Here is an 18,835-nt window from a genome sequence, read left to right as displayed (position 1 = left end):
ATTTGGTGAGGGCGGCCCGGGCCGCACGTCGGGCTATCCTGACCGCCGTGCGAGTACTGGTGGCCGAAGACGACGATGACCTGCGGTTCGCCGTGTCCGCGGCACTGCGCAGCGAGGGGCTGGCCGTCGACGAGGTGGCCGATCTGCCGGCCGCCGACGAGGCGCTGTTCGTCACCGGGTACGACTGCGTGGTCTTCGACCGGATGCTGCCCTCCGGGGACGCCGTCGAGTACGTGCGCGAGCTGCGCCGAGCCGGGCGGACCGTCCCGGTGCTGTTCCTCACCGCCCGGGACACGGTCGCCGACCGGGTCGAGGGGTTCGCCGTCGGCGGCGACGACTACCTGGTCAAGCCGTTCGCGGTGCCCGAGCTGGCGGCCCGGGTGCACAGCCTGTGCCGACGGGCGGGCACCGTCCGGCCCCCGGTGCAGCACATCGCCGACCTGGAGATCGACACCGCCCGCCGCCAGGTGCACCGGGACGGCGTGCTACTGATGCTGACCCGCAAGGAGTTCGCCGTACTGGAACTGCTCGCGGCCCGCGCGGACGAGGCCGTACCCCGCGCCGACCTGATCGAGAAATGCTGGGACGAGATGACCGAGCCGAACTCCAACGTCGTCGAGGTACTGGTCTCCCAGCTGCGCCGCAAGCTCGGCGACCCGCCGCTGATCCACACGGTCCGCGGCGTGGGCTACCGGCTGGCACCACCCGGCAGCGGCGACGGCGGACGATGATGACGGCCGCGGCCCGGATCCGGCGGCTGCGCTGGCGACTCACCGCACTGTTCGCTCTCACCAGCGCGATCGGACTGATCGGCCTGGCGGCGTTCGCCATCCGCACCGACGACAAATCCTGGAGCGACCGGCTCGACGACGCACTCACCCTGCAGACCCGCCAGGCGACCCTGCTCCTGAGCTTCGACGACAACGGCCGGCTCGACACGCAGTACCTGCAGGACGGGACGGAGACCGACTGCCCGCCGGTGACCGTGGTGACCGGCACGGCCGACCAGCCCACCGTCTCCTACACCCCGCGCAAGCCATGCGTCCGAGCCCACACCGAGGACCTGGAAGCGGCGGCCGCGGAAGCAATGCGGGAAGGATCGGCCGTCGTGGCCGACGCACGCAGCGACAACGGCCACCGGATCCGGCTACTCGCCGAGCCCTACCCGGGAGCCGATGGCCAGTCGACGGCCGGCGCGGTGGTCGCAGCCGACGACACCACCGGCGACCGAGCCGCGCACCGCAAACTGGCTCTGCTCCTGGTGGCCGGCTGTGCGGTCCTGGTCGCCCTGTCCGCCGTGGCCGGGCACCTGCTCTCCGGGCGGGCGATCCGGCCGGCGCTGACAGCGCTGCAACAACAGGAGGAGTTCCTCGCCGACGCCGCCCACGACCTGCGCACACCCACCGCATCGCTGCGCGGCCTCGCGGAGACCGCGCTGCGCGACGACGAGCACCGCACCGCCGCGCTCGAACGGACCGTGCGCCTTGCCTCCCGGATGGGCGACCTGATCGACGGCCTGCTCACCCGCGCCCGGCTGATGGCCGGTGTCGGCACCCTGGCCAGCCAGCCGCTACGCCTGGACCAGCTCGTCGAGGTGGTCGTCGACGACATCCAAACCGGCGGGCACCGCGTGAGCGTCCACACCAAACCGGTCGTCGTGGTCGCCGACCCCGACCTGCTGCGGCGGGCGGTGGCCAACCTGCTCGGCAACGCGCTCCTCCACGGCCATGCCCCGGGCCAGCCCGCAGAAGTCGACGTCACCGTGGCCGCCGACGGAACGGTGACCATCGACGACGCCGGACCCGGCATCCCCCCGGCTCTCGCCGACTCCCTCTTCCGGCGCTTCCACAGCGGCTCCGGCTCCACCGGCCTCGGGCTATCCATCTCCTCCTGGGTCGCCCAGGCCCACAGCGGCACCCTCGACGTCGGCACCAACCCGCGCGGCGGCGCACGCTTCATCCTCCGCCTCCCACCCCGGACGAAGTAGGCCAACCCCCGGCGATGCGCGCGCCCACGATCGGTGCGCCGCCTCATCGACATGGGTGCGCCGTGCCGCTCGGAAAGCCGAGCCCCAGCGGCAGCCTGCCGCACGAGGCGGCCAATGGACGAACGCGACTGGAACCGCTGCCCTGTTGGACAGTTGTCACGACTGGAGCCCTGTCCGTCCGGGCATACCGTCGATACCGCCGCTGGCGGGTCCGGTTGAGACTCCCCCACGAGCACAACCGGACCCCTGGCCGACGGCCGGGCCTGGACGCGACTCCCCCCACGGAGCAGCAACCGGGCCCGCATACTGTCCAACCAGCGACACGCAGCGTACATGCCATCTCTACGGAGCGCTACCACGCGCCCGCAGCCCGATCCGCAGGCCCCGAGAGTCCCACGGGGGTGCGCGACAAGCCGTTGGGGCGTACCGGCTCTCACGTCCCGTGGCGCGACGATGCCCTCGACGCGGACGTCCACAGGGCCCTCGTGCCGGCACAGTGCCTGGTCGCGGTCGTCAGTGGCCATCATGGCCTGCACCTGCGAGTCCGCGCCCGCCCTGACCCACGGCCGGACGGCCCGTTGCCGCCTCACCAGCCGGTAGGGCGATCGGCTGCGGCACGCCGCCCGGTCGGCAGATGCGGGCCGTCCACGACCAGGGGACTGCGCCGTGACCGACTCGGACCGGGCTGACGCACCCGCACCGACGCCCAAGCTGCCGTCGTTGACGGGAGTTCGCACAACCGGGGCGGGCGCCGCAGGCCATGCCGCCGGGGCTGAAGGCGACCGGGGTGGCGACCGGCATGTCGGTCTCGCCGACCAGGCGGCCGTGTCCGCCCTCGCCCACACCCACCGCCGGCGTACCCCTCACCGCCGTCTCCAAGACCCTGCGGCATGCCACCCTGTCCACCACCGCGAGCATCTACGGCCACCGCACCACCCAGGCCGACAAAGACGCAGCGCATCGGCGATGGACCCGTTGGCTGCGAACACACCGCGACCACGCCGACCGAGGCCAGAAAGATCCGACTGGGGTCAAGCTCACTATGCGCGCTGACGGTTGACTCCCGGCCAACGCCATCCAGGAACTGAACGCAGCCATGTGCGACCACCACCAGCCGACGGAACGTCAAAAAGGCCGCTCCCGCCAGAAGCGGCAACGGCCTGCGGCCTGAAGTTAAGCAAGTCGGGGCGACAGGATTTGAACCTGCGCCCCCTTGACCCCCAGTTAAGGGGTTCAACTATTGTCGGCAGCCGAAGCCTCAAAGCCCCGGCCCTTTCTTATGCTCAACTAACTTTGCGTACAAGCAGGTTGGGGCTTTCCGAAGGATGCGATGATGCAGAGAGCTGACAGTGGCTCAGTGTTTACTTCGTACAGAAGTGTCCGTTTCGAACCATCGGCGCCCATGGGCGCTCATCAGGTGTGGTCCCAAAGTGGTCCCAAGGCCGACCGCCCCGCCATTGCTACGGCCCGTGACCGGTACCTGTCGGCCCTTCAGCAAGCGACATCGCGCCTGCCCGACTGCCCCTGCGTCGATGCCGTCAGCCGGCCCACGGGACCGGCGCCTGCGGGCGGATCATGGTCGCTTACCCACCGGTTGCGGACAGTGATCTTCCGGGCGGTGTGTCGTCTTGAGTGTGTCGTCGCCGTGTGGTTCTGACGTGCCTCGCGCACTGCCCCTCACGCTCTGCCGCCACGCCCGACCAAGCAGCGACGCTTGGTCCCAGGATCACCCGATCGGGAGAAGGGGAAGCGGCTGGGGCGGGGTGGGGCGTCTTTGGCCGTGCCTCCGGTCAGGGACGCCCGAGCGTGGCGTCGGCAGCTGGGGCCTCGTGCTCGTCGGAGTCCGGGCGGAGCATGTCGAGGAGGTCGTGAGCTGCCCAGTCCGGGAAGGTCATCGCCGGCGGGACCGGCAGCCGGGCTTCGCGCAGGAGGGATCCCTCCTCGAAGACGGCTTCGGTGATCCAGGCGAAGGTGTCGTCGTCGAAGAGGTCGGGGTGGCCGGCCGCGGTGTCGGCCAGGTGCTCGGTGTCGGGGAAGACCGCGGACACTGCGGCGGGGAGGCTGCCGTTGCTCGCCGCGCGGGCGACGGCGCGCGGGCGGCGGTCTCGTACCAGCCGGATCTCCACCATTCGCCGATGGACTCGGTGCGGGAGCCGTGGAGGCTGAGCATGCGCAGGACGGCTTCGGGGCCGAGCGTCTCGTCGGCTTGCTGCCAGAGGTCGATCTCGCGGTGGACGGAGGTGAGGATGGGCGTCCAGCCCTCTTCGAAGATGACGGCGAGACCCTGGCCGTCGGCGAGTCGTCGGGTGGTCGCGGCGAGGGCGAGTCGTACGGCCGGCCAGTCGATACCTTCGGGGGGGCGTGGGGCAGGACGGCGCGGGTGGCGGCGATATTGGCGCGGGCCATGGTGATGTCGTCGATCTTGAAGTGCCACTCCTCGACGTCGCACTGCGGCTCGCCGCATCACCGTTACCTGCGCCCGGACGTCCCTCCGTGCGGGACGGCTCCGGTCAGTGTCGGGGCCGGCGGCGAACGGCATGGTGTCGTCCGCTGCTGACCGTTGTCACCCGTCGGTCCGTAGGTCTGCGGTCGGCACACCCGCGGCTGTCAGGAGGTCGGTGCCGGTGTGCGTGTTGGCCGGGTCGGACGCCGCTGTCATCAGCCACTCGGCGGCGGAGGCCTCAGCCTCGGGGGGAATCACCAGGAGCTCCAGGCGCAAAGGGGTGAAGGAGCACACCATCACCTCGTCCGCGTCCTGCTCCTGTTCGAACCACCCGACGTGGATGATGTGGCCTGCGACCGGGACGCGCCGCGGGATGACCGGCCTGTGCGTCGGATTCACGGTGACACGGGTGATCTTCCCCCACGTGGGGTCCAGTGCCGCCGCCAGCGGGGGGGAGTTCGCGCAGGAGGTCGTGCGAGCGAGGCCACCAGGCTCCGTCCAGCCGCCCTGGGGTGGCGCCCTCGGGTGTCAGTGAGAGTCGGACCGGCGGTTCCGGCCCCGGCGGCTGGGCAGCAGTGGGATCCGAGGTCGCGGTCATGTCGAATACCTGCCCTTGGCTCGTTGTGGACGGCCTGGTGCTGCCGCCGGGGCGCGCAGGGGGCGGTCCGTGGGTCGCCGTCGGTCGACCTTCGTCTCCGTGGTTTCCCGCCTTGCCTCCACGTAGCTCGGCGCACCTCACCGGCATTTCCCCTGTCCCAGCATGGCACCGGCCCTCACCCTGCGACACCTCAGCCAGGACGGATCTTGTCGCCGTGGGGTGCGGCCGACGCAAGGCATCTCTCGGACTGACTTTTCTGGTCGAGCGTCACGCGTTGGAATTTTTATATTGATTCACATGCATGGCGGGGTCGAATTCTCGCAGTGCGGAGTATCCTGGAAAGTGCCGGGAGAAGTAACCGGCAGGACGATCGCGAGGAGGCGAATATGCAGATCAGTGAGGCAGGATCCCTGACTCTGCGACTCGTGATCGCAAAAATGTCCGCCCTTTTCGGCGGGAAGATCATAGGGTGATGGGGGACAGGGGGGCGCAGATTCAGATCCTGTTGCCCCGGTCGGCGTTACATTTACGCGGGCCGGAAGGGCCGTCCCCGCAGCGATGCGGGGACGGCCCTTTCTCGGCCGGGGCTGCTGCCCGCCGCATCGGACCGGGTGCCTCTGCCTGACCTCTTGTGACGTCCGTCCGCGTCGGCCGACGTGCGGCTGCGTGGCTGTGTGCGCTGGCTGTCGAGAGCCCGCACGGGTCACAAGCCGGGGCCCGCAGCCGCCCGGTGCACCCGTGTCCGCGTGCGCTCGACGACCAGTCATGTGGCGGCCAGGAAGACGGCGGTGTAGTGCGCGCTGAAGGCGGCGATGGTGAGGGCGTGGAAGACCTCGTGGAAGCCGAACCAGGACGGTGACGGGTCGGGGCGCTTGAGTCCGTAGACGACGCCGCCCGCGGTGTAGAGCAGACCGCCGGCGATGACGAGGACGACGACCGCGATGCCGCCGGTGCGCGCGAAGTCGGGCAGGTAGAGGACGGCTGCCCAGCCCAGGGCGATGTAGCACGGGGTGTACAGCCACCGGGGAGCCCCCATCCACAGTGTGCGGAAGGCGATGCCGGCCAGGGCGCCCGCCCACACCACGGTCAGCAGCACCGTCTGGCGCCGCGCGGGCAGCAGCAGCACCGCCAGCGGGGTGTAGGTGCCGGCGATGATCAGGAAGATGTTCGCGTGGTCGAGCCGCCGCAGGACCGCCTCCCCGCGCCGGCCCCATGTTCCCCGGTGGTAGACGGCGCTGGTACCGAACAGCAGCCAGGCCGACAGCGCGAACACCGAGCAGGCCCCCACCGCCGCAGCCGGGCGCGCAAGGGCGATCAGGACGATGCCGCCGACCAGCGAGAGGGGAAAGATGCCGGCGTGCAGCCAACCCCGCATCCTCGGTTTCAGCGCTACCGCCGCGCACTGCGCGCCGCTGGCCGGGTCGGCGACTGTCTGCCGGCCGGTTGTACCGGCGGGCGGATCAATAGCAGGGGTGTGGAGGGTGCCGGACGTGGTGCCGGGGCTGGGCCGGGACGTTCCTCCGTGTCCCGGCGGCTGGGTGTCTTCGGCGATCATGCGCTCATTTTAGGAAAGGCGGAAGAGAATGCGGCCGACGCCCGCACATCATCTGGACAACGGTCAGTCCAGACGACGACCAGGGCGTCGACGATCGCCGACGCCGGCCAGTGGGGCAGCCCAGCCCGATTCTCGGCGATGCCGCCACAGGTGGTGGAGTTCAGCGATGGCGGCTTCGAGGTGGTCTGCAAGGGCGGGATCGTCGCCGGGGAGGGCTCGTTCGAGCCTTTCCGCGACGGCGCGGTGGAGTTGCAGTGACTCGCTGCGGCCGTCGCTGAGGAGGACCGACAGGAGCGGCTCCCCAGCGACTGTCAGCTGGTCCACCGGGGCGAGCACCCGGAAGCTTCTGCGCGTGGTTGAGGGCCGGGAGCAGCGGGCGCCCCGTTCTCTCGTGGTGGGAGCTCCACGAGGTGGACCGTGCCTCTCCGGGGCCGGTGGCACCGACGCCGGGGCCCTTCCAGCGGTGAGACGGATGGGGATCACTGGGCGTCTCCGTCCTGGGCCTGCGCGAGCAGTGGGCCACCACGCCGTCGGTGCCGTCCTGAGCCTGGCGGGCCCAGGTCGTCCAGCGCGGTGTGGCCGTCGAGGAGTTGTGCGGTGAGCCGTTCCCTCAGCTCCCGGTCGGTGCCGCTCCCGGGCCCGGTGACGCGGGCGCGGACCGGTCGGCGAAGGCCGGTGAGCCGCGCGTCGTTGGACGTGGCGGTTTCGTCGGCCTCGGCGCCGGTACAACGAGGCGACCGAGGGGCGGTATCCCGCGTTCTTGCCCGTCTTGATCGTCAGCTTCTTCGCGATGTCGGGAACGGGGACGCCCTTGGACAGTCGTTTCGTTCTACCGCGTTTGCTGCTTGATCGGGTGCCAGATCCGCCCGCACGGTCCGTACAGGACTGTCTCGCACCACACGCCGGTTTCGAGTGGAGTTCCGCGAAAGGCGGCCTGCGGATTCGGAAGCGGCTCCGGGTGTCCGCACAGCTCTCGCACCTGGTCATTTATGCGAGGGACTGGGCGTGCCTAGCCGCCGCGCACGGTGGAACCGGTGTGAGATCGGGTGCGGGCAGTGCCCGCGATCAAGTTGGGGGCATACCCATGGGACGCTTGGGAGGCAATGATGTCGGGTGGCCCGTTCGGGCTGGCCAAGATGCTCGCCGCTGCGGAGGACGCGATGCCGGCGGCGTCTCTCCCCGTGGTGGCGCGCAATCTACGCGACCGTTTCGACGCGCGGGCGGTGTCGTTCCTGTTCGTCGACACCGTCGGCCGGCGGATGGTGCGGGTTGACGAGGGAATCACCTCGCAGGCCGGCCACCACACCGATCAGATCGAGCTGACCGGCAGCGTCTACGAGCGGGTGCTCCGTACCCAGAAACCAGTGCGGGCTCCCGGCACCGGGCACGGAGAGCGGGTGCTCGTCCCGGTGACCAACCGCGGCGACACCATCGGCGTCCTGGAGTTGTCCCTGCCGCACGTCAGTCAGGAGATGCTGGAGGAGGTCCGCGAGGCCGCGCACGCGCTGGCGTACATCATCGTCACCGACCGCCGCTTCACCGACCTCTACCGCTGGGGCCAGCGCACCACCCCGCTCACCCTGGCCGCCGAGATCCAGCGCCAGCTCCTGCCCGACGCTCCCTCCTGTGAAGCCGAACAGTTCGCGCTCGCCGCGACCCTGGTACCCGCCGACTCCGCCGCCGGGGACACCTACGACTACTCCCTCGACCACAACACCCTGCACCTGTCCATCACCGACGCCATGGGCCACGACGTCGAAGCCGCCCTCATGGCCACCCTGCTGGTCAACGCCTCGCGTGGCGCCCGCCGCGAAGGCGCCGACCTGGCCGAACAGGCCCGCCGGATCCATCAGGCCCTCCTCGACCACGGCCACCACGCCCTCGCCACCGGCCAGCTCCTGCGCATCGCCCTGGACGGAACTGGCGCCCAGCTCGTCAACGCCGGGCATCCCCGGCCGCTGCTGCTACGCGGTGGCGCGGTGAGCGAGGTGCGCCTGGACGCCGACGTGCTCTTCGGCGTCCCTCGAGGCGCTCCCTACCACGTGCAGAACCTCGACCTGCGCCCCGGCGACCGCCTCCTGCTGTACACCGACGGCATGCAGGAACGACAAGCCGAGTCCGTCGACCTGGCCGGCCTGATCCGCGACACCGCCTCCGAGCATCCCCGCGAGGTCGTGCGCGTCCTGTCAGCGGCGGTCACCGACGCGGGCAGCGGCCACCTGGACGACGACGCCACCGTGCTGTGCCTCGACTGGCACGGCCCCCGCCACGACAGCCGCCACACCTCCGCCGGAGCCAGCTGCTAGCTGCCCCGCGCCCCGCCGGCTCGGGCGGCCGCTCGATGGTCTGCGCCTTGCTCAGTTGCCCGTACCGGGCCAGCGTGGACTGTCTGTTCACCGGCAACCGCGCCAGGTTCACCGGCCCGGCGCGACGCGGAGATCTCCTCCACCTGCTCCACCGCCCGCCGAGGACGTGGCTCCCAAGCTCTTCCCGAGTGGCTCCCATCCGGCCGAAAACATGCGGCTGCACCCATGGAGCCCGTGGACTGCGGGTGAGCGCGGATTCCGCCGCGACCTACTCCCGTCTCGGGTGACCGCTTGCCCCGCCGGCCTTCCCGGATCCGAGGCCGGGGGACGGGACGGGTTCAGATACCGGCAGCGGCGAGGGCGATACCCACCGCGTAGGTGACGGCCATGGCCAGCGCTCCGCCGAGGACGTTGCGCAGGATCGCCCTCCCCGGGGGCGCCCCGCCCAGCCGCGCGCTGATGGCCCCGGTGGCCCAGAGAACCCCGAGGACCGCGGCGGCGGTGCCCGGCACGCGGGAGGACGCCGGCAGCAGCAGGATGTCGGCCGCGGCAAGAAAGCCCAGGCTGCAGAAGAACGCACCCGTGAGCGCGGCGATGAACCGCCCGCTCACCGGGGCGGGCTCGGTGGCCTCCTCGTTCGCCGTATACGGCCCGGCCGCCCGGAGAGCCGCGGCGGCCGGCGGGGCGGGATCGATCGTGCCCGTCGAGGACACCTCCGAGTCTCAGCGAGGGAACCCGCCCCGAGGGCGGAGGAGGGAAGACCGGCACGGCGACAAACCTGAATCATGCTTGAGGTGCACACGTGTCACATCGCGACTGCAGACACCGTGGCACGGGAATCCCCCCAACGCAACCCCCCAGTAACTTCCGCGACACGCTCCTGCTACATCCGTCGGCGCAACGCTGTGACACGTGTCCGTCGGCCCGCTATTCTCGTAGCCCTGCCACCCACGGCACAGCGATCAGGAGCGGTGATGTCCACCGGAGCCCGCAAGGCCCACCCGACCAGTACCGACGTGGCGCGCCTCGCGGGCGTCTCACGGACCACGGTCTCCTACGTGCTGAACAACCCCGGCGACCGGCCGATCAACGAGGACACCCGCCGCCGGGTCATGGCCGCCGTCCACGAGCTCGGGTACGCACCCCACAGCAGCGCCCGCGCCCTGCGCTCCGGTCGCAGCAACATCGTCCTGGTCCCGATGCCCGAACTTCCCCTCGCCCCCACCCGCCACCACTTCCTGGAGGAGCTCGGCCGCGAACTCGCGCAACGGGGCCTGAGTCTGCTCATCCACGGCGACCGCACCGCGGGCGGACTCAGCGGTGCGCGCGCCTGGGCGGAGCTGCGACCCGCGGCGGTGTTCACCGAGGCGGACCGGTGCCCGCAGGAGGCCGCCGAACTGCTCGGCCGGTCCGGCGTCGACGCCGTGCTGCTCTGCGGGCCGCACCCCCAGCCCCATGCCCCCACGATCGTGATGAACAGCGCCGACGTGGCCGAGCGCGCCACCCGCTACCTGCTGGACCGGGGCCATCGACGGCTGGCCTGCCTCGTGCCCGGTGGCGACATCAGCGCGCTTGCACGCGCCAGGTTCGACGCCGTCACCACCGCCGCGGGCCGGGAAGGAGTGGCGGTCCAGCGTGTCGACTGCACGCTGGACCCCGCCAGCCTCGCCCGCACCGTCGATTCCTGGCGTGATCCGCAGCGGCGCCCCGACGCCGTCTACGCCTACAACGACGAGTACGCCCTGGTCCTCATCCAGGCACTCCAGGACGTCGGGCTACGCGTTCCCCAGGACGTCGCCGTCATCGGTTCCGACAACCTCCCCCTCGGCTCCGCGCTCCGCCCGCACCTGACCACGACCTATCTCGACCTCTCTCCTGCGGCGGCCGCCGTGGCCGCGGCGATCGAATCCCTCCTCCGAGGGGATCCGTTGAGCGTGGACGCCACCGCAGCCCGGCCAAAACTGGTGATCCGCGAGTCCGCCTGATCCGCCCACCCCCTCAGCCCGGCCGCCACAAGTGACCGACCGTCAGGCAGGTCTGGTGGCAGGGCTATCAGGCGTGCCCCGAGTCAGGGAAGCGTCCGTCCGATGCCGCCGGCGACCACCGCTGTGACAGCCGATCAGCGGCAGCACGCCAGGTCCTGTTCATCTCCCGGTCTTCCGAGGGCCGAAGCATTCACGGCACGGAGATCGTCTTCGATGAGATCCACAGCTTGAGGCAACGGCCGAACTACACCCCTCCCGCCGCCGTGCAGCCCCGGGCCGGGCTCGGACGACGTGGCCCCGGCCGTGCCCACCGCACAGCGATCTCCGTTCCGACTGGCTCCAGGAGAGGACCACCCCCCATGAACCGACGCGACTTCGCCGCCGCTCTGGCCGCCGGCATGGCGACTCCCGCGCTGCTGGGCGCGGCCCCGGCGAACGCGGCCGACCGGTCCGCGACCGGTCTTGCGCAGCACATGCGCGCCGTCCTGGCCGCGGAACTCGGGGACCGGGACTCGGCGCAGGCGCTGACGCCCCTGCTCCTCGACGTGGGTTTCGACTGGCACCCGGAGACGGCGCCGGTGGCCGACTGCGACTTCATCCTGGCGTACGGCTTCGGCAACCGCCCCCCGGCCGGCGGCGGCGACCCGGCCAAGGTCCGCTACGAGCCGGGACCGGTGAACGAGGAACTGGCGGACGCCGTCGCGAAGGTCCGGGAACAGCGCCGAGTCCCGGTCTACGCCCAGTGGGAGATCGCCCGCTTCCTGGTGTCCAAGCACGGGATGACGGACGTGATCTCGGTCGAACCGCTGACCGCACCCGACGGCACGATCACGTACCTGAGTACGGACGGGGTGGCGGCCCAGGTCGCGGAGGCCAGGAAGAGGGCGGCAGGCGGGGCCGGCACCGCCTGCGTGATCGGCTTCCGCGACCACCACAAGCGGTGCGTCCAGACCACCCGGGACCGCGGCATGAAGGCATACGCCCCTCGGGGCTTCGCCATGCCGCACACCTACGACCCGCAATCGGGTCAGGCGTGGACCCGCCGCCGCGACCTCTACCTCGTCAACGACGTGCTGGCCCAGTGGTCGGTCCTGCGCGCCAAGCTGATCGCCGAGGCTTACCCGAACGGCTGACCGGCGCCGGGCCTGCTCACCGCGGCGCGCCTTACGCGGCGCCCCGCAGGACGTCGAACGCCTCCGTGAGCAGTTCCGTGAAATCACCGGAGTGGGGGTCTGAGTCCGTGGCGTCGGGAGAGGAGTAGGCGATCAGGGCGCTGCGCACGGCGGCGACCGACGCCCGGGCGAGGACCGAGGCGCGCAGCGCGCGGGAGTGCGGCGGCTCGTCGGGGGCCTGCTGGGCGAAGCGAGTGGCGAGTGCCTCGGCGATGCCGTCCTCGAAGTCGGCCAGGACATGCGTGCGCAGCGCGTTGCCCGACAGCGAGCGGGGAGGGGCGCCGACGAAGAGGATGGCGAGTCCGCCGTCCAGTTCGGCGGCGGCGGTCAGCAGCCCGTTCAGGACGGCGGGCAGCGGCGGCTCGTCGGCGGGGCGGCGGGGGATCTCCTTCTGCATCAGCGGGACCAGGTCGAGGACCTCGGCGAAGATCAGGTCTTCCTTCGAGGGGAAGTACCGGAAGAAGGTGCGCTCCGTCACGCCGGCCGCGGCGGCGATGTCCCTGACCGTTGTCTCCTGGTAGCCGCGCTCCGCGAACTTCCGAGCCGCCGCCTGCTGCAGGGCCTGGCGGGTGGCGGCCTTCTTGCGAGCGCGCCGTCCCTCCTCGGGCATGTCCTCCTCGTTCACGTCGTCATCCTGCCACGGGTCGTCCTGTCGCGTTCACAAAAACTGTCAGCCATGACACTTTGTGTATCGTGTCAGTCATGACACTTTTTCGCCGGTCGCCGCGTGGTTCGATGCCGCGGCGAAGGGGTGCGGTCGTCGTGGTCGCCGCCCTCGCCCTGACAGGCGTGGCGGGAGCGGCCGAGTTGGTGGCGCGGAACCGGATTACCGACCGGTTCGCGAGCGCGGCCGAGAAGCGGCTGGGGAAGCCGCCGGACGTCGCGCTCGGAAGCACGCCGACGCTGTGGCAGCTTGCCCGGGGCGCCTTTCCCGACGTCGAGCTGAGGGCGGACGGAGCCACCGTGAAGGAGAGGAAGGGTCTCGACATCGACGCCCATCTGCACGATGTGCGCCGAGTAGCGGGCGCCGTCACCGTGCGGTCGAGCACCGTGGACGTCGAGATCCGCGCAGAATCGCTCGCCGGCGAGCGGCTTCAGCAGCTGAACGGGACGATCACGGCTGATCCGACGAGCGGACGGCTGATCGTCCGGGCCGGCCCCGGGGGCGCGATCACCATTGCGCTGACCCCTTCCATGGACGGCACCACGATCCGGATCACCCCCGCCCAGCCCACGTTCAACGGCAGCCCGCTGCCCGAGGCCATGTCAAAGAAGATCACCGAGAAGGTCCGGCGCACCGTCGAACTGGACGACCTCCCGCTGGAGTTGAGCCCGCAACGGCTCGCCGTCACGGAGGACGGACTGAGCCTGTCCCTGCGCGGCGGCCCCACCACCGTGGACACCTGACCCGGCGGGCGTCGCGGTACCCGTTTCCGATCTCGAGCACCGATGTGCTGCCCGCCTGCGCACCCTCTTCAAGGAGCACCACCTATGGCTTCCCTGCTCTACCGGATCGGCCGCGGCGCCTATCGTCGCCGACGTGCGGTACTGGCCGCGTGGCTGGCCGTCCTGGCCGCCCTGATCGCCTGCCTGGTCGCCTTCGGCGCCGAGACGGACGACGAGTTCCGGGTACCCGGCTCGGAGTCACAGCAGGCCATGGACACCCTGCGGGCGTCGTTGCCCTCCGCGGCCGGAACCAGCGCGCAGATCGTGTTCGTCGCGCCGGCCGGCCACGAGATAACCGAGCCGCGGTACGCCGCCGTCGTCACCGCCACCATGGCGAAGGCGGACGCGGCAGCCCAGGTCGCCGGGGCCACCGATCCCATCCAGAGCAAGACGATCTCGCCCGACCGCACGACCGCGCTCGGGCAGGTGCGCTACGAGGTCGCTCGCGCCGACCTGGCGAAGGCGAGCCTGACCGCACTGGAGGAGACCACGCAGGCGGCGAAGGACGCCGGCCTCACCGTGGAGGTGGGCGGATCGGCGTACGGCAGCGGCGCCGGCTCCGGCGGCGGGCACTCGAAGGAACTGATGGGCCTGGCGGTGGCCCTCTGCGTGCTGACCATCACCTTCGGCTCCCTCTTCGCGGCAGGCATGCCCCTGCTGACCGCCGTGACCGGCGTGGCCGCCACCCTGCTCGGCCTGCACGCCCTGACCGGAGTGTTCACCGTCTCCAGCACGGCCCCTGCACTCGCCTCGATGCTCGGACTCGCGGTCGGCATCGACTACGCCCTGTTCATCCTCTCCCGCCACCGCTCCCAACTCGCCATGGGCATGGAGCCGGAGGAGTCGGCGGCCACTGCCACCGCGACCGCCGGCAGCGCGGTCGTCTTCGCCGGGCTGACCGTCGTCATCGCGCTCGCCGGACTGAGCGTCGTCCGCATCCCGTTCCTGACCGTCATGGGAATCGCCGGAGCCGCCGCCGTTCTGATCGCGGTCGCCCTCGCAGTCACCCTGCTCCCGGCACTGATGGGCTTCGCAGGCGAGCGGCTGCGCCCGAAGCCCGGCTCACGTACCGCCCGCCGCGAGCGGGCGGCCCACGACGGCGGCCACGGCGGCAGGCGCTCCTTCGGCGAACGGTGGGGCCGCATCGCGATCCGCCGGCCCCTGATCACCGTGGTCACCGTCCTGGTCGGCCTGCTCGTCCTCGCCGCACCCGCGCGCGACATGCAACTCGCCCTGCCCGACAACGGATCCGCTCCCGCCGGCAGCGGTCAGCGACAGACGTACGACATCGTCTCGGACGCCTTCGGGCCCGGCTTCAACGGCCCGCTGATGATCCTCGCCGACACTTCCGGCGCGACCGACCCCCAGCAGGCCACGGCCGCGCTGACGGACAAGCTCAAGAGCACCTCCGGTGTCGCCTCGGTCGGCAAGCCGCAACCCACCCGTGACGGGAGGGCGGCCGTCCTCCAGGTGGTTCCCAAGACCGGGCCCGACGACGAGAAGACCAAAGACCTCGTCCAGCGCATCCGCAACCAGGCTCCCGACTGGCAGCAGCAGACCGGCGCCGCCGTCTCCGTGACCGGCGCCACAGCTGTCGGCATCGATGTCTCCGACCGGCTCGCCGGCTCGCTCGTGCCCTTCGCGCTGGTCGTCGTCGGCCTGTCGCTCCTGTTGCTGCTGCTGGTCTTCCGCTCGCTGGTCGTCCCGCTCAAGGCGAGCCTGGGCTTCCTGCTGTCGGTGGCGGCCACCTTCGGCGCGGTCGTCGCCGTCTTCCAATGGGGCTGGCTGGCAGGCGCCTTGGGCGTGGAGCAGACCGGGCCGGTGGTCAGCATCCTGCCCATCCTGGTGATGGCCGTGCTGTTCGGCCTCGCGATGGACTACGAGGTGTTCATGGTGAGCCGGATGCGTGAGGCGTACGTCCACGGCGCGCGGCCCCGCGAGGCGATCCTGTCCGGCTCCCGGCACGCCTCCCGTGTGGTGACCGCCGCCGCGCTGATCATGTTCGCGGTCTTCGCGAGCTTCGTGCCCGGCGCCAGCTCGATGCTCAAGGCGATCGCCTTCGCTCTCGCCCTGGGCGTGCTCATCGACGCGTTCGTGGTCCGCATGACCCTGGTCCCGGCCATCCTCACCCTGGTCGGACGGGCCGCCTGGTGGCTGCCGAAGTGGCTCGACCGGCTCCTGCCCGACCTCGACATCGAGGGCGAACGGCTCACCCGGACTGCCACGACGGCGCAGAGCGGCAGGGCCCAGCCCGACGCGCAAGCACTCCCCGCCGACGTGTCGACCGGGGCGGGCGGCGTCCCGCAACGACCCGCCCGGTAGCAGTTCGCCGCGGGAGTGGCCCGGCGGCCTGGTCGGCCGCCGGGCCCGAGGATGCGGTGCCCGAGAGGCGCCGACAAGAGGTGGCGTTACCGGCGCTGCAGCGACGGCAGGTCACGCCCGCCATCGCCGAGTGCTGCGACGCACTTTTCAACCGGTCTGCCTCAGCACATGCGTGCCGTCCTGGCTACCGAACTCGTTCGACGCTCACCGCCGAGGTGACGAGGCCGGGATCCGACGGGGTTCCGTGGCGCAGCTCCACGCACCAGGCCAGGCTCCGGCCGGCGAGGAACGGGACGCTGACCCGGTACGTCCCGTCGGCTGCCCGGGTCATGGGGGTCAGGGACCACCGGGCGTGGCGCCAGTCCGTACCGGGAACGACGGCGGTGGCGAGGTGGGCCGCCGTGATCGGGATGTCTGTGCGTACGGTCACGGTGAGGTGCTCGGAGGACCGTTCGACCGTCAGGTCGTCGAGGGCGGGGAGCGGGTGTCCGTGGGCGAGATGGCCCAGCCACATCCGCCAGGCGGTGAGGATCTTCTGCGAGACCCAGGTGTGGGCGAGGTTGTCGACGGCGAGGAGGGTGGTCGGCCCCTGCGCGTGCCGCATGCTCTGGGCGACGTCCACGGCGAAGAACGGATCGTTCGTACCGTTGACGACGAGCCATGGCGTCGTGATCGAGTCGCGCCAGAAGTAGGGGTCGAACCGCTTGAGCGCCTCGAAGCCGAGCGGGGTGTTGAACATCCTCAACTGTGTGTCGGCGGAGAGGAATCCGAGGCCTTCCCTGCGCACGGAGGGGCCCGCGACATCCATGCCCAGCTGGCCGGTCTTACGGGCGGTGGCCTCCAGCATGTTCATCCCGTTGGTGCCCGTGGTCACGATGCCGGCCAGGCGGTCGGGGTCCACGCCGGTGGCGATGCTCGAGCCGATGCCGCGCTTGGAGTGGCCGAACAGCACGGCCTTGCGTACGCCGAGTCCCGGAAGGGTCGCCAGGAGGGTGATGGCGCGCAGGTAGGCGGTGGCGACGGGGTAGTAGCCGTACCAGGTGAAGTCGCCGGTCTCGAAGAACTTCCGGTTGCTGTAGCCGTTGAGGTCCGACTCGTTCATGTCGACGGGGAGTTCGGGCGGGTTCGCGAAGATCATGACCGGGATGCCGAGGTCGACGGCGACGCCTTCCGCGTACTCGCTCTCCGTCTCGCGGCTGGTCTCCGGGATGACGCGGCGCTCGTTGCCGGGATCGTTCCAGAAGGCGGCCTCGGTGCCGATGATGCCCGCGATTCCGTGCTCCGGCGCGCATGCGAGAGCGGGCGCGTAGACGTGGACGGGATGACGCCACGTCATGCCGTGCCACCGCTGGCTGGTGAAGGTGAGGACGATCTTCCGCACGCGGGCGCCGAGCCGGGCGGCGCTCTCCTCGACCGAGTCCTTCTCGATCACCGTGTCGAGACTGTCGGTGTTGTACAGCTCGCCGAGGTCGAAGAGGCCCGCGGGGCCGACCTGCTTCCACGCGTCGTCACCGGCGGGGACGGCCTTCGGGGCGGTCATGTCTTCTCCAGTTCGCTGTCGATGAGAGGGACCGGCGGGCTCGGCACTGCGGAGGCGGAGGCGGCGTCCTCCAGGCTGACGCCGGTGGAGCGCGGCCCGAAGAGGTACGCGGCGCATCCGCCCGTGGCGGCCAGGGCGGCGAGCACGGCGAAGACGGCGGTGTAGCCGAGACCCGCGTAGACGGCGGTCACCAGGACCGGGCCGCCGAAGTTGACGATCCGTGAGAGTGCGTTGGCGGTGCCGGAGCCGATGGCGCGGATCCGGGTGGGGAACACCTCGGCGGAGTACACCTGCATGAAGGGGACGGCCATCTGGAACAGCAGGCTGACGGCGACTCCGAAGACGAGGATCGTCGCGTAGGACCAGGCCACGCTGAACAGCAGCAGCACGGTCGCGCTGAGCAGGCCGAGGAGCAGCTGCGTGGTGCGCCGGTCCCAGCGGTCGATGAGCGGTGCGGCGGCCAGTGCGCCGAACGGAGCCGCCGTGGCGAGGACGGCGGACACCAGCAGGGTGTCGTCGAGCGTGAGGCCGTGGTCCTTGAGGAGGGTGGGGGTCCAGGTGTTGAAGGCGGAGAAGGCGAGCAGTCCGGTGGTCCACAGGGTCGTCACGACGAGGAACCTGCGCCGGTACGCGCCGGTGATCAGGCTGACCGCGCGGACCCGGGCAGCCACCCCGGCACCGGCTCCGTCCGGGGAGCCCCCGGACGGAGCCGGATCCGACGGCGTCACCCCACAGGCGCGCTCGACGGCGCAGACGATCTCGTGCGCGCGTTCCGTCCGGCCCTGAGCGGCCAGCCAGCGGGGGCTCTCCGGCACCCACCGCCACACGAGCACGGCGAAGACGGCCCCGATCGCTCCCAGCCCGAACAGCAGTCGCCACCCCCAACTCCACTGGGGCAGGAGGAAGTAGCCGGACCAGGCGGCGATCGGGATGCCGAGCGATCCGAGTGCCACCTTGTACGTCTGCATGCGCCCGCGGGCGGCGGCCGGCACGAACTCGGACAGGACGACGATGGCGACCACCGCCGTGCCCTGGGCGCCGAACTGCACGGCGGTGCGTGCCACCAGGAGCTGGTGCGGTGACTGCACCAGGGTGGCCGACAGCGCGGCCAGACAGTAGACGACGGCGAAGGCGAGCAGCGTGCGCCGTCGCCCGACCCGGTCGGCCAGCCAGCCGCCCAGGACGCCGCCGGTGAACGCGCCGAGCGAGCTGACCGCGACGACCGCGGCGAGCCCGGAGAGCGGCAGGTCCCACTGCTCACTCAGGACGGGTGCGGCGAAGGCGAAGGAGTAGGTCTCGATCCACTCGAAGAGGATCATTCCGGCCAGCGCGACGACGAGTCTGCGGTGGAAGGAGCTGAGCGGGAGCCGGTCGAGCCGGTCTCCCACGCTTCGGACGGGGACGACTCTGTCCACCATGGGCTGGCCTCCGGTGCGGAGTTGGGGGGTGGGTGGAGCGGATCGGGCCTTTCGGGTACCGGA

15 protein-coding genes and 1 pseudogene are annotated in these 18,835 nt (G+C 71.0%); 8 read left to right on the top strand and 8 right to left on the bottom strand.

Features of this window, described 5'->3' with window-relative positions; translation table 11 throughout:
- Nucleotides 1–47: 47 nt before the first annotated feature.
- Complete coding sequence (locus tag AC0B61_RS31965; RefSeq protein WP_471745171.1) at nt 48–731, top strand: response regulator transcription factor; 684 nt, start codon at nt 48–50, stop codon at nt 729–731.
- Nucleotides 731–1,987, top strand: a complete 1,257-nt coding sequence (locus AC0B61_RS31960) for a sensor histidine kinase (protein ID WP_471745169.1) — start codon at nt 731–733, stop codon at nt 1,985–1,987. The genes AC0B61_RS31965 and AC0B61_RS31960 overlap by 1 nt, the downstream gene beginning before the upstream one ends.
- A gap of 1,790 nt (nt 1,988–3,777) precedes the next feature.
- Here the strand turns inward: AC0B61_RS31960 and AC0B61_RS31955 are convergent.
- Nucleotides 3,778–4,116 carry a hypothetical protein gene (locus AC0B61_RS31955; RefSeq protein WP_471745167.1) on the bottom strand — a complete coding sequence of 113 codons (339 nt, stop codon included), beginning with the start codon at nt 4,114–4,116 and terminating at the stop codon, nt 3,778–3,780.
- Nucleotides 4,117–4,142: 26 nt separating this feature from the next.
- On the opposite strand from AC0B61_RS31955, the gene AC0B61_RS31950 reads away from it, so the two are divergent.
- Nucleotides 4,143–4,544 carry a hypothetical protein gene (locus AC0B61_RS31950; protein WP_471745165.1) on the top strand — a complete coding sequence of 134 codons (402 nt, stop codon included), beginning with the start codon at nt 4,143–4,145 and terminating at the stop codon, nt 4,542–4,544.
- Between the two features lie 6 nt (nt 4,545–4,550).
- Here AC0B61_RS31950 and AC0B61_RS31945 read toward each other — a convergent pair whose 3' ends face one another.
- The 3 genes and pseudogenes from AC0B61_RS31945 to trhA all read right to left on the bottom strand — a co-directional run bounded on the left by AC0B61_RS31945 (nt 4,551) and on the right by trhA (nt 6,583).
- Nucleotides 4,551–4,829: a DUF5994 family protein gene (locus tag AC0B61_RS31945; protein WP_471745163.1), complete on the bottom strand. Its 279-nt coding sequence runs from the start codon at nt 4,827–4,829 to the stop codon at nt 4,551–4,553.
- Nucleotides 4,830–4,923: 94 nt separating this feature from the next.
- Nucleotides 4,924–5,028 (bottom strand): annotated as a pseudogene (locus AC0B61_RS31940) (DUF5994 family protein); the annotation flags it as partial.
- A 763-nt stretch (nt 5,029–5,791) separates the two neighbouring features.
- Nucleotides 5,792–6,583 (bottom strand): PAQR family membrane homeostasis protein TrhA, encoded by a 792-nt coding sequence (gene trhA, locus AC0B61_RS31935; protein WP_471745161.1) that lies wholly within the window; start codon nt 6,581–6,583, stop codon nt 5,792–5,794.
- 1,106 nt (nt 6,584–7,689) lie between these two features.
- Here trhA and AC0B61_RS31930 point away from each other — a divergent pair.
- Nucleotides 7,690–8,889 (top strand): PP2C family protein-serine/threonine phosphatase, encoded by a 1,200-nt coding sequence (locus AC0B61_RS31930; protein ID WP_471745159.1) that lies wholly within the window; start codon nt 7,690–7,692, stop codon nt 8,887–8,889.
- Nucleotides 8,890–9,227: 338 nt separating this feature from the next.
- Here the strand turns inward: AC0B61_RS31930 and AC0B61_RS31925 are convergent, their stop codons facing one another.
- Nucleotides 9,228–9,602, bottom strand: a complete 375-nt coding sequence (locus AC0B61_RS31925; RefSeq protein ID WP_471745157.1) for a VIT1/CCC1 transporter family protein — start codon at nt 9,600–9,602, stop codon at nt 9,228–9,230.
- 261 nt (nt 9,603–9,863) lie between these two features.
- Between AC0B61_RS31925 and AC0B61_RS31920 the strand changes: the two genes are divergently transcribed.
- Together AC0B61_RS31920 and AC0B61_RS31915 are read left to right on the top strand one after the other, a co-directional pair.
- Nucleotides 9,864–10,874 carry a LacI family DNA-binding transcriptional regulator gene (locus AC0B61_RS31920; RefSeq protein ID WP_471745155.1) on the top strand — a complete coding sequence of 337 codons (1,011 nt, stop codon included), beginning with the start codon at nt 9,864–9,866 and terminating at the stop codon, nt 10,872–10,874.
- A 359-nt stretch (nt 10,875–11,233) separates the two neighbouring features.
- On the top strand, nt 11,234–12,007 hold the full coding sequence (locus tag AC0B61_RS31915; RefSeq protein ID WP_471745153.1) for a hypothetical protein: 774 nt from the start codon (nt 11,234–11,236) through the stop codon (nt 12,005–12,007).
- 31 nt (nt 12,008–12,038) lie between these two features.
- Here the strand turns inward: AC0B61_RS31915 and AC0B61_RS31910 are convergent, their stop codons facing one another.
- Nucleotides 12,039–12,671: a TetR family transcriptional regulator gene (locus tag AC0B61_RS31910; RefSeq protein ID WP_471745151.1), complete on the bottom strand. Its 633-nt coding sequence runs from the start codon at nt 12,669–12,671 to the stop codon at nt 12,039–12,041.
- 77 nt (nt 12,672–12,748) lie between these two features.
- On the opposite strand from AC0B61_RS31910, the gene AC0B61_RS31905 reads away from it, so the two are divergent.
- Both AC0B61_RS31905 and AC0B61_RS31900 read left to right on the top strand, forming a co-directional pair.
- Nucleotides 12,749–13,453: an LmeA family phospholipid-binding protein gene (locus tag AC0B61_RS31905; protein WP_471745149.1), complete on the top strand. Its 705-nt coding sequence runs from the start codon at nt 12,749–12,751 to the stop codon at nt 13,451–13,453.
- An 84-nt stretch (nt 13,454–13,537) separates the two neighbouring features.
- Complete coding sequence (locus AC0B61_RS31900) at nt 13,538–15,814, top strand: MMPL family transporter (protein ID WP_471745147.1); 2,277 nt, start codon at nt 13,538–13,540, stop codon at nt 15,812–15,814.
- Between the two features lie 184 nt (nt 15,815–15,998).
- Here the strand turns inward: AC0B61_RS31900 and AC0B61_RS31895 are convergent, their stop codons facing one another.
- Both AC0B61_RS31895 and AC0B61_RS31890 read right to left on the bottom strand, forming a co-directional pair.
- Nucleotides 15,999–17,354: a PhoPQ-activated protein PqaA family protein gene (locus AC0B61_RS31895; RefSeq protein ID WP_471745145.1), complete on the bottom strand. Its 1,356-nt coding sequence runs from the start codon at nt 17,352–17,354 to the stop codon at nt 15,999–16,001.
- Nucleotides 17,351–18,772: an MFS transporter gene (locus tag AC0B61_RS31890; RefSeq protein WP_471745143.1), complete on the bottom strand. Its 1,422-nt coding sequence runs from the start codon at nt 18,770–18,772 to the stop codon at nt 17,351–17,353. Before AC0B61_RS31890 ends, AC0B61_RS31895 begins: the two co-directional genes overlap by 4 nt.
- Nucleotides 18,773–18,835: the final 63 nt, after the last annotated feature.

It is taken from the genome of Kitasatospora sp. NPDC023385, assembly GCF_055664045.1.
The sequence above is the reverse complement of the archived record's forward strand: the minus strand, read 5'-3'. Positions and strand labels throughout refer to the sequence as shown.

Bases quoted from the DNA above. Each gene is read 5' to 3' on its own strand.
- AC0B61_RS31960 (WP_471745169.1), top strand. From the start codon at position 731: ATGACGGCCGCGGCCCGGATCCGGCGGCTGCGCTGGCGACTCACCGCA.
- AC0B61_RS31955 (WP_471745167.1), bottom strand. From the start codon at position 4,116: ATGGTGGAGATCCGGCTGGTACGAGACCGCCGCCCGCGCGCCGTCGCC.
- trhA (WP_471745161.1), bottom strand. From the start codon at position 6,583: ATGATCGCCGAAGACACCCAGCCGCCGGGACACGGAGGAACGTCCCGG.
- AC0B61_RS31930 (WP_471745159.1), top strand. From the start codon at position 7,690: ATGTCGGGTGGCCCGTTCGGGCTGGCCAAGATGCTCGCCGCTGCGGAG.
- AC0B61_RS31920 (WP_471745155.1), top strand. From the start codon at position 9,864: ATGTCCACCGGAGCCCGCAAGGCCCACCCGACCAGTACCGACGTGGCG.
- AC0B61_RS31915 (WP_471745153.1), top strand. From the start codon at position 11,234: ATGAACCGACGCGACTTCGCCGCCGCTCTGGCCGCCGGCATGGCGACT.
- AC0B61_RS31905 (WP_471745149.1), top strand. From the start codon at position 12,749: ATGACACTTTTTCGCCGGTCGCCGCGTGGTTCGATGCCGCGGCGAAGG.
- AC0B61_RS31900 (WP_471745147.1), top strand. From the start codon at position 13,538: ATGGCTTCCCTGCTCTACCGGATCGGCCGCGGCGCCTATCGTCGCCGA.
- AC0B61_RS31895 (WP_471745145.1), bottom strand. From the start codon at position 17,354: ATGACCGCCCCGAAGGCCGTCCCCGCCGGTGACGACGCGTGGAAGCAG.
- AC0B61_RS31890 (WP_471745143.1), bottom strand. From the start codon at position 18,772: ATGGTGGACAGAGTCGTCCCCGTCCGAAGCGTGGGAGACCGGCTCGAC.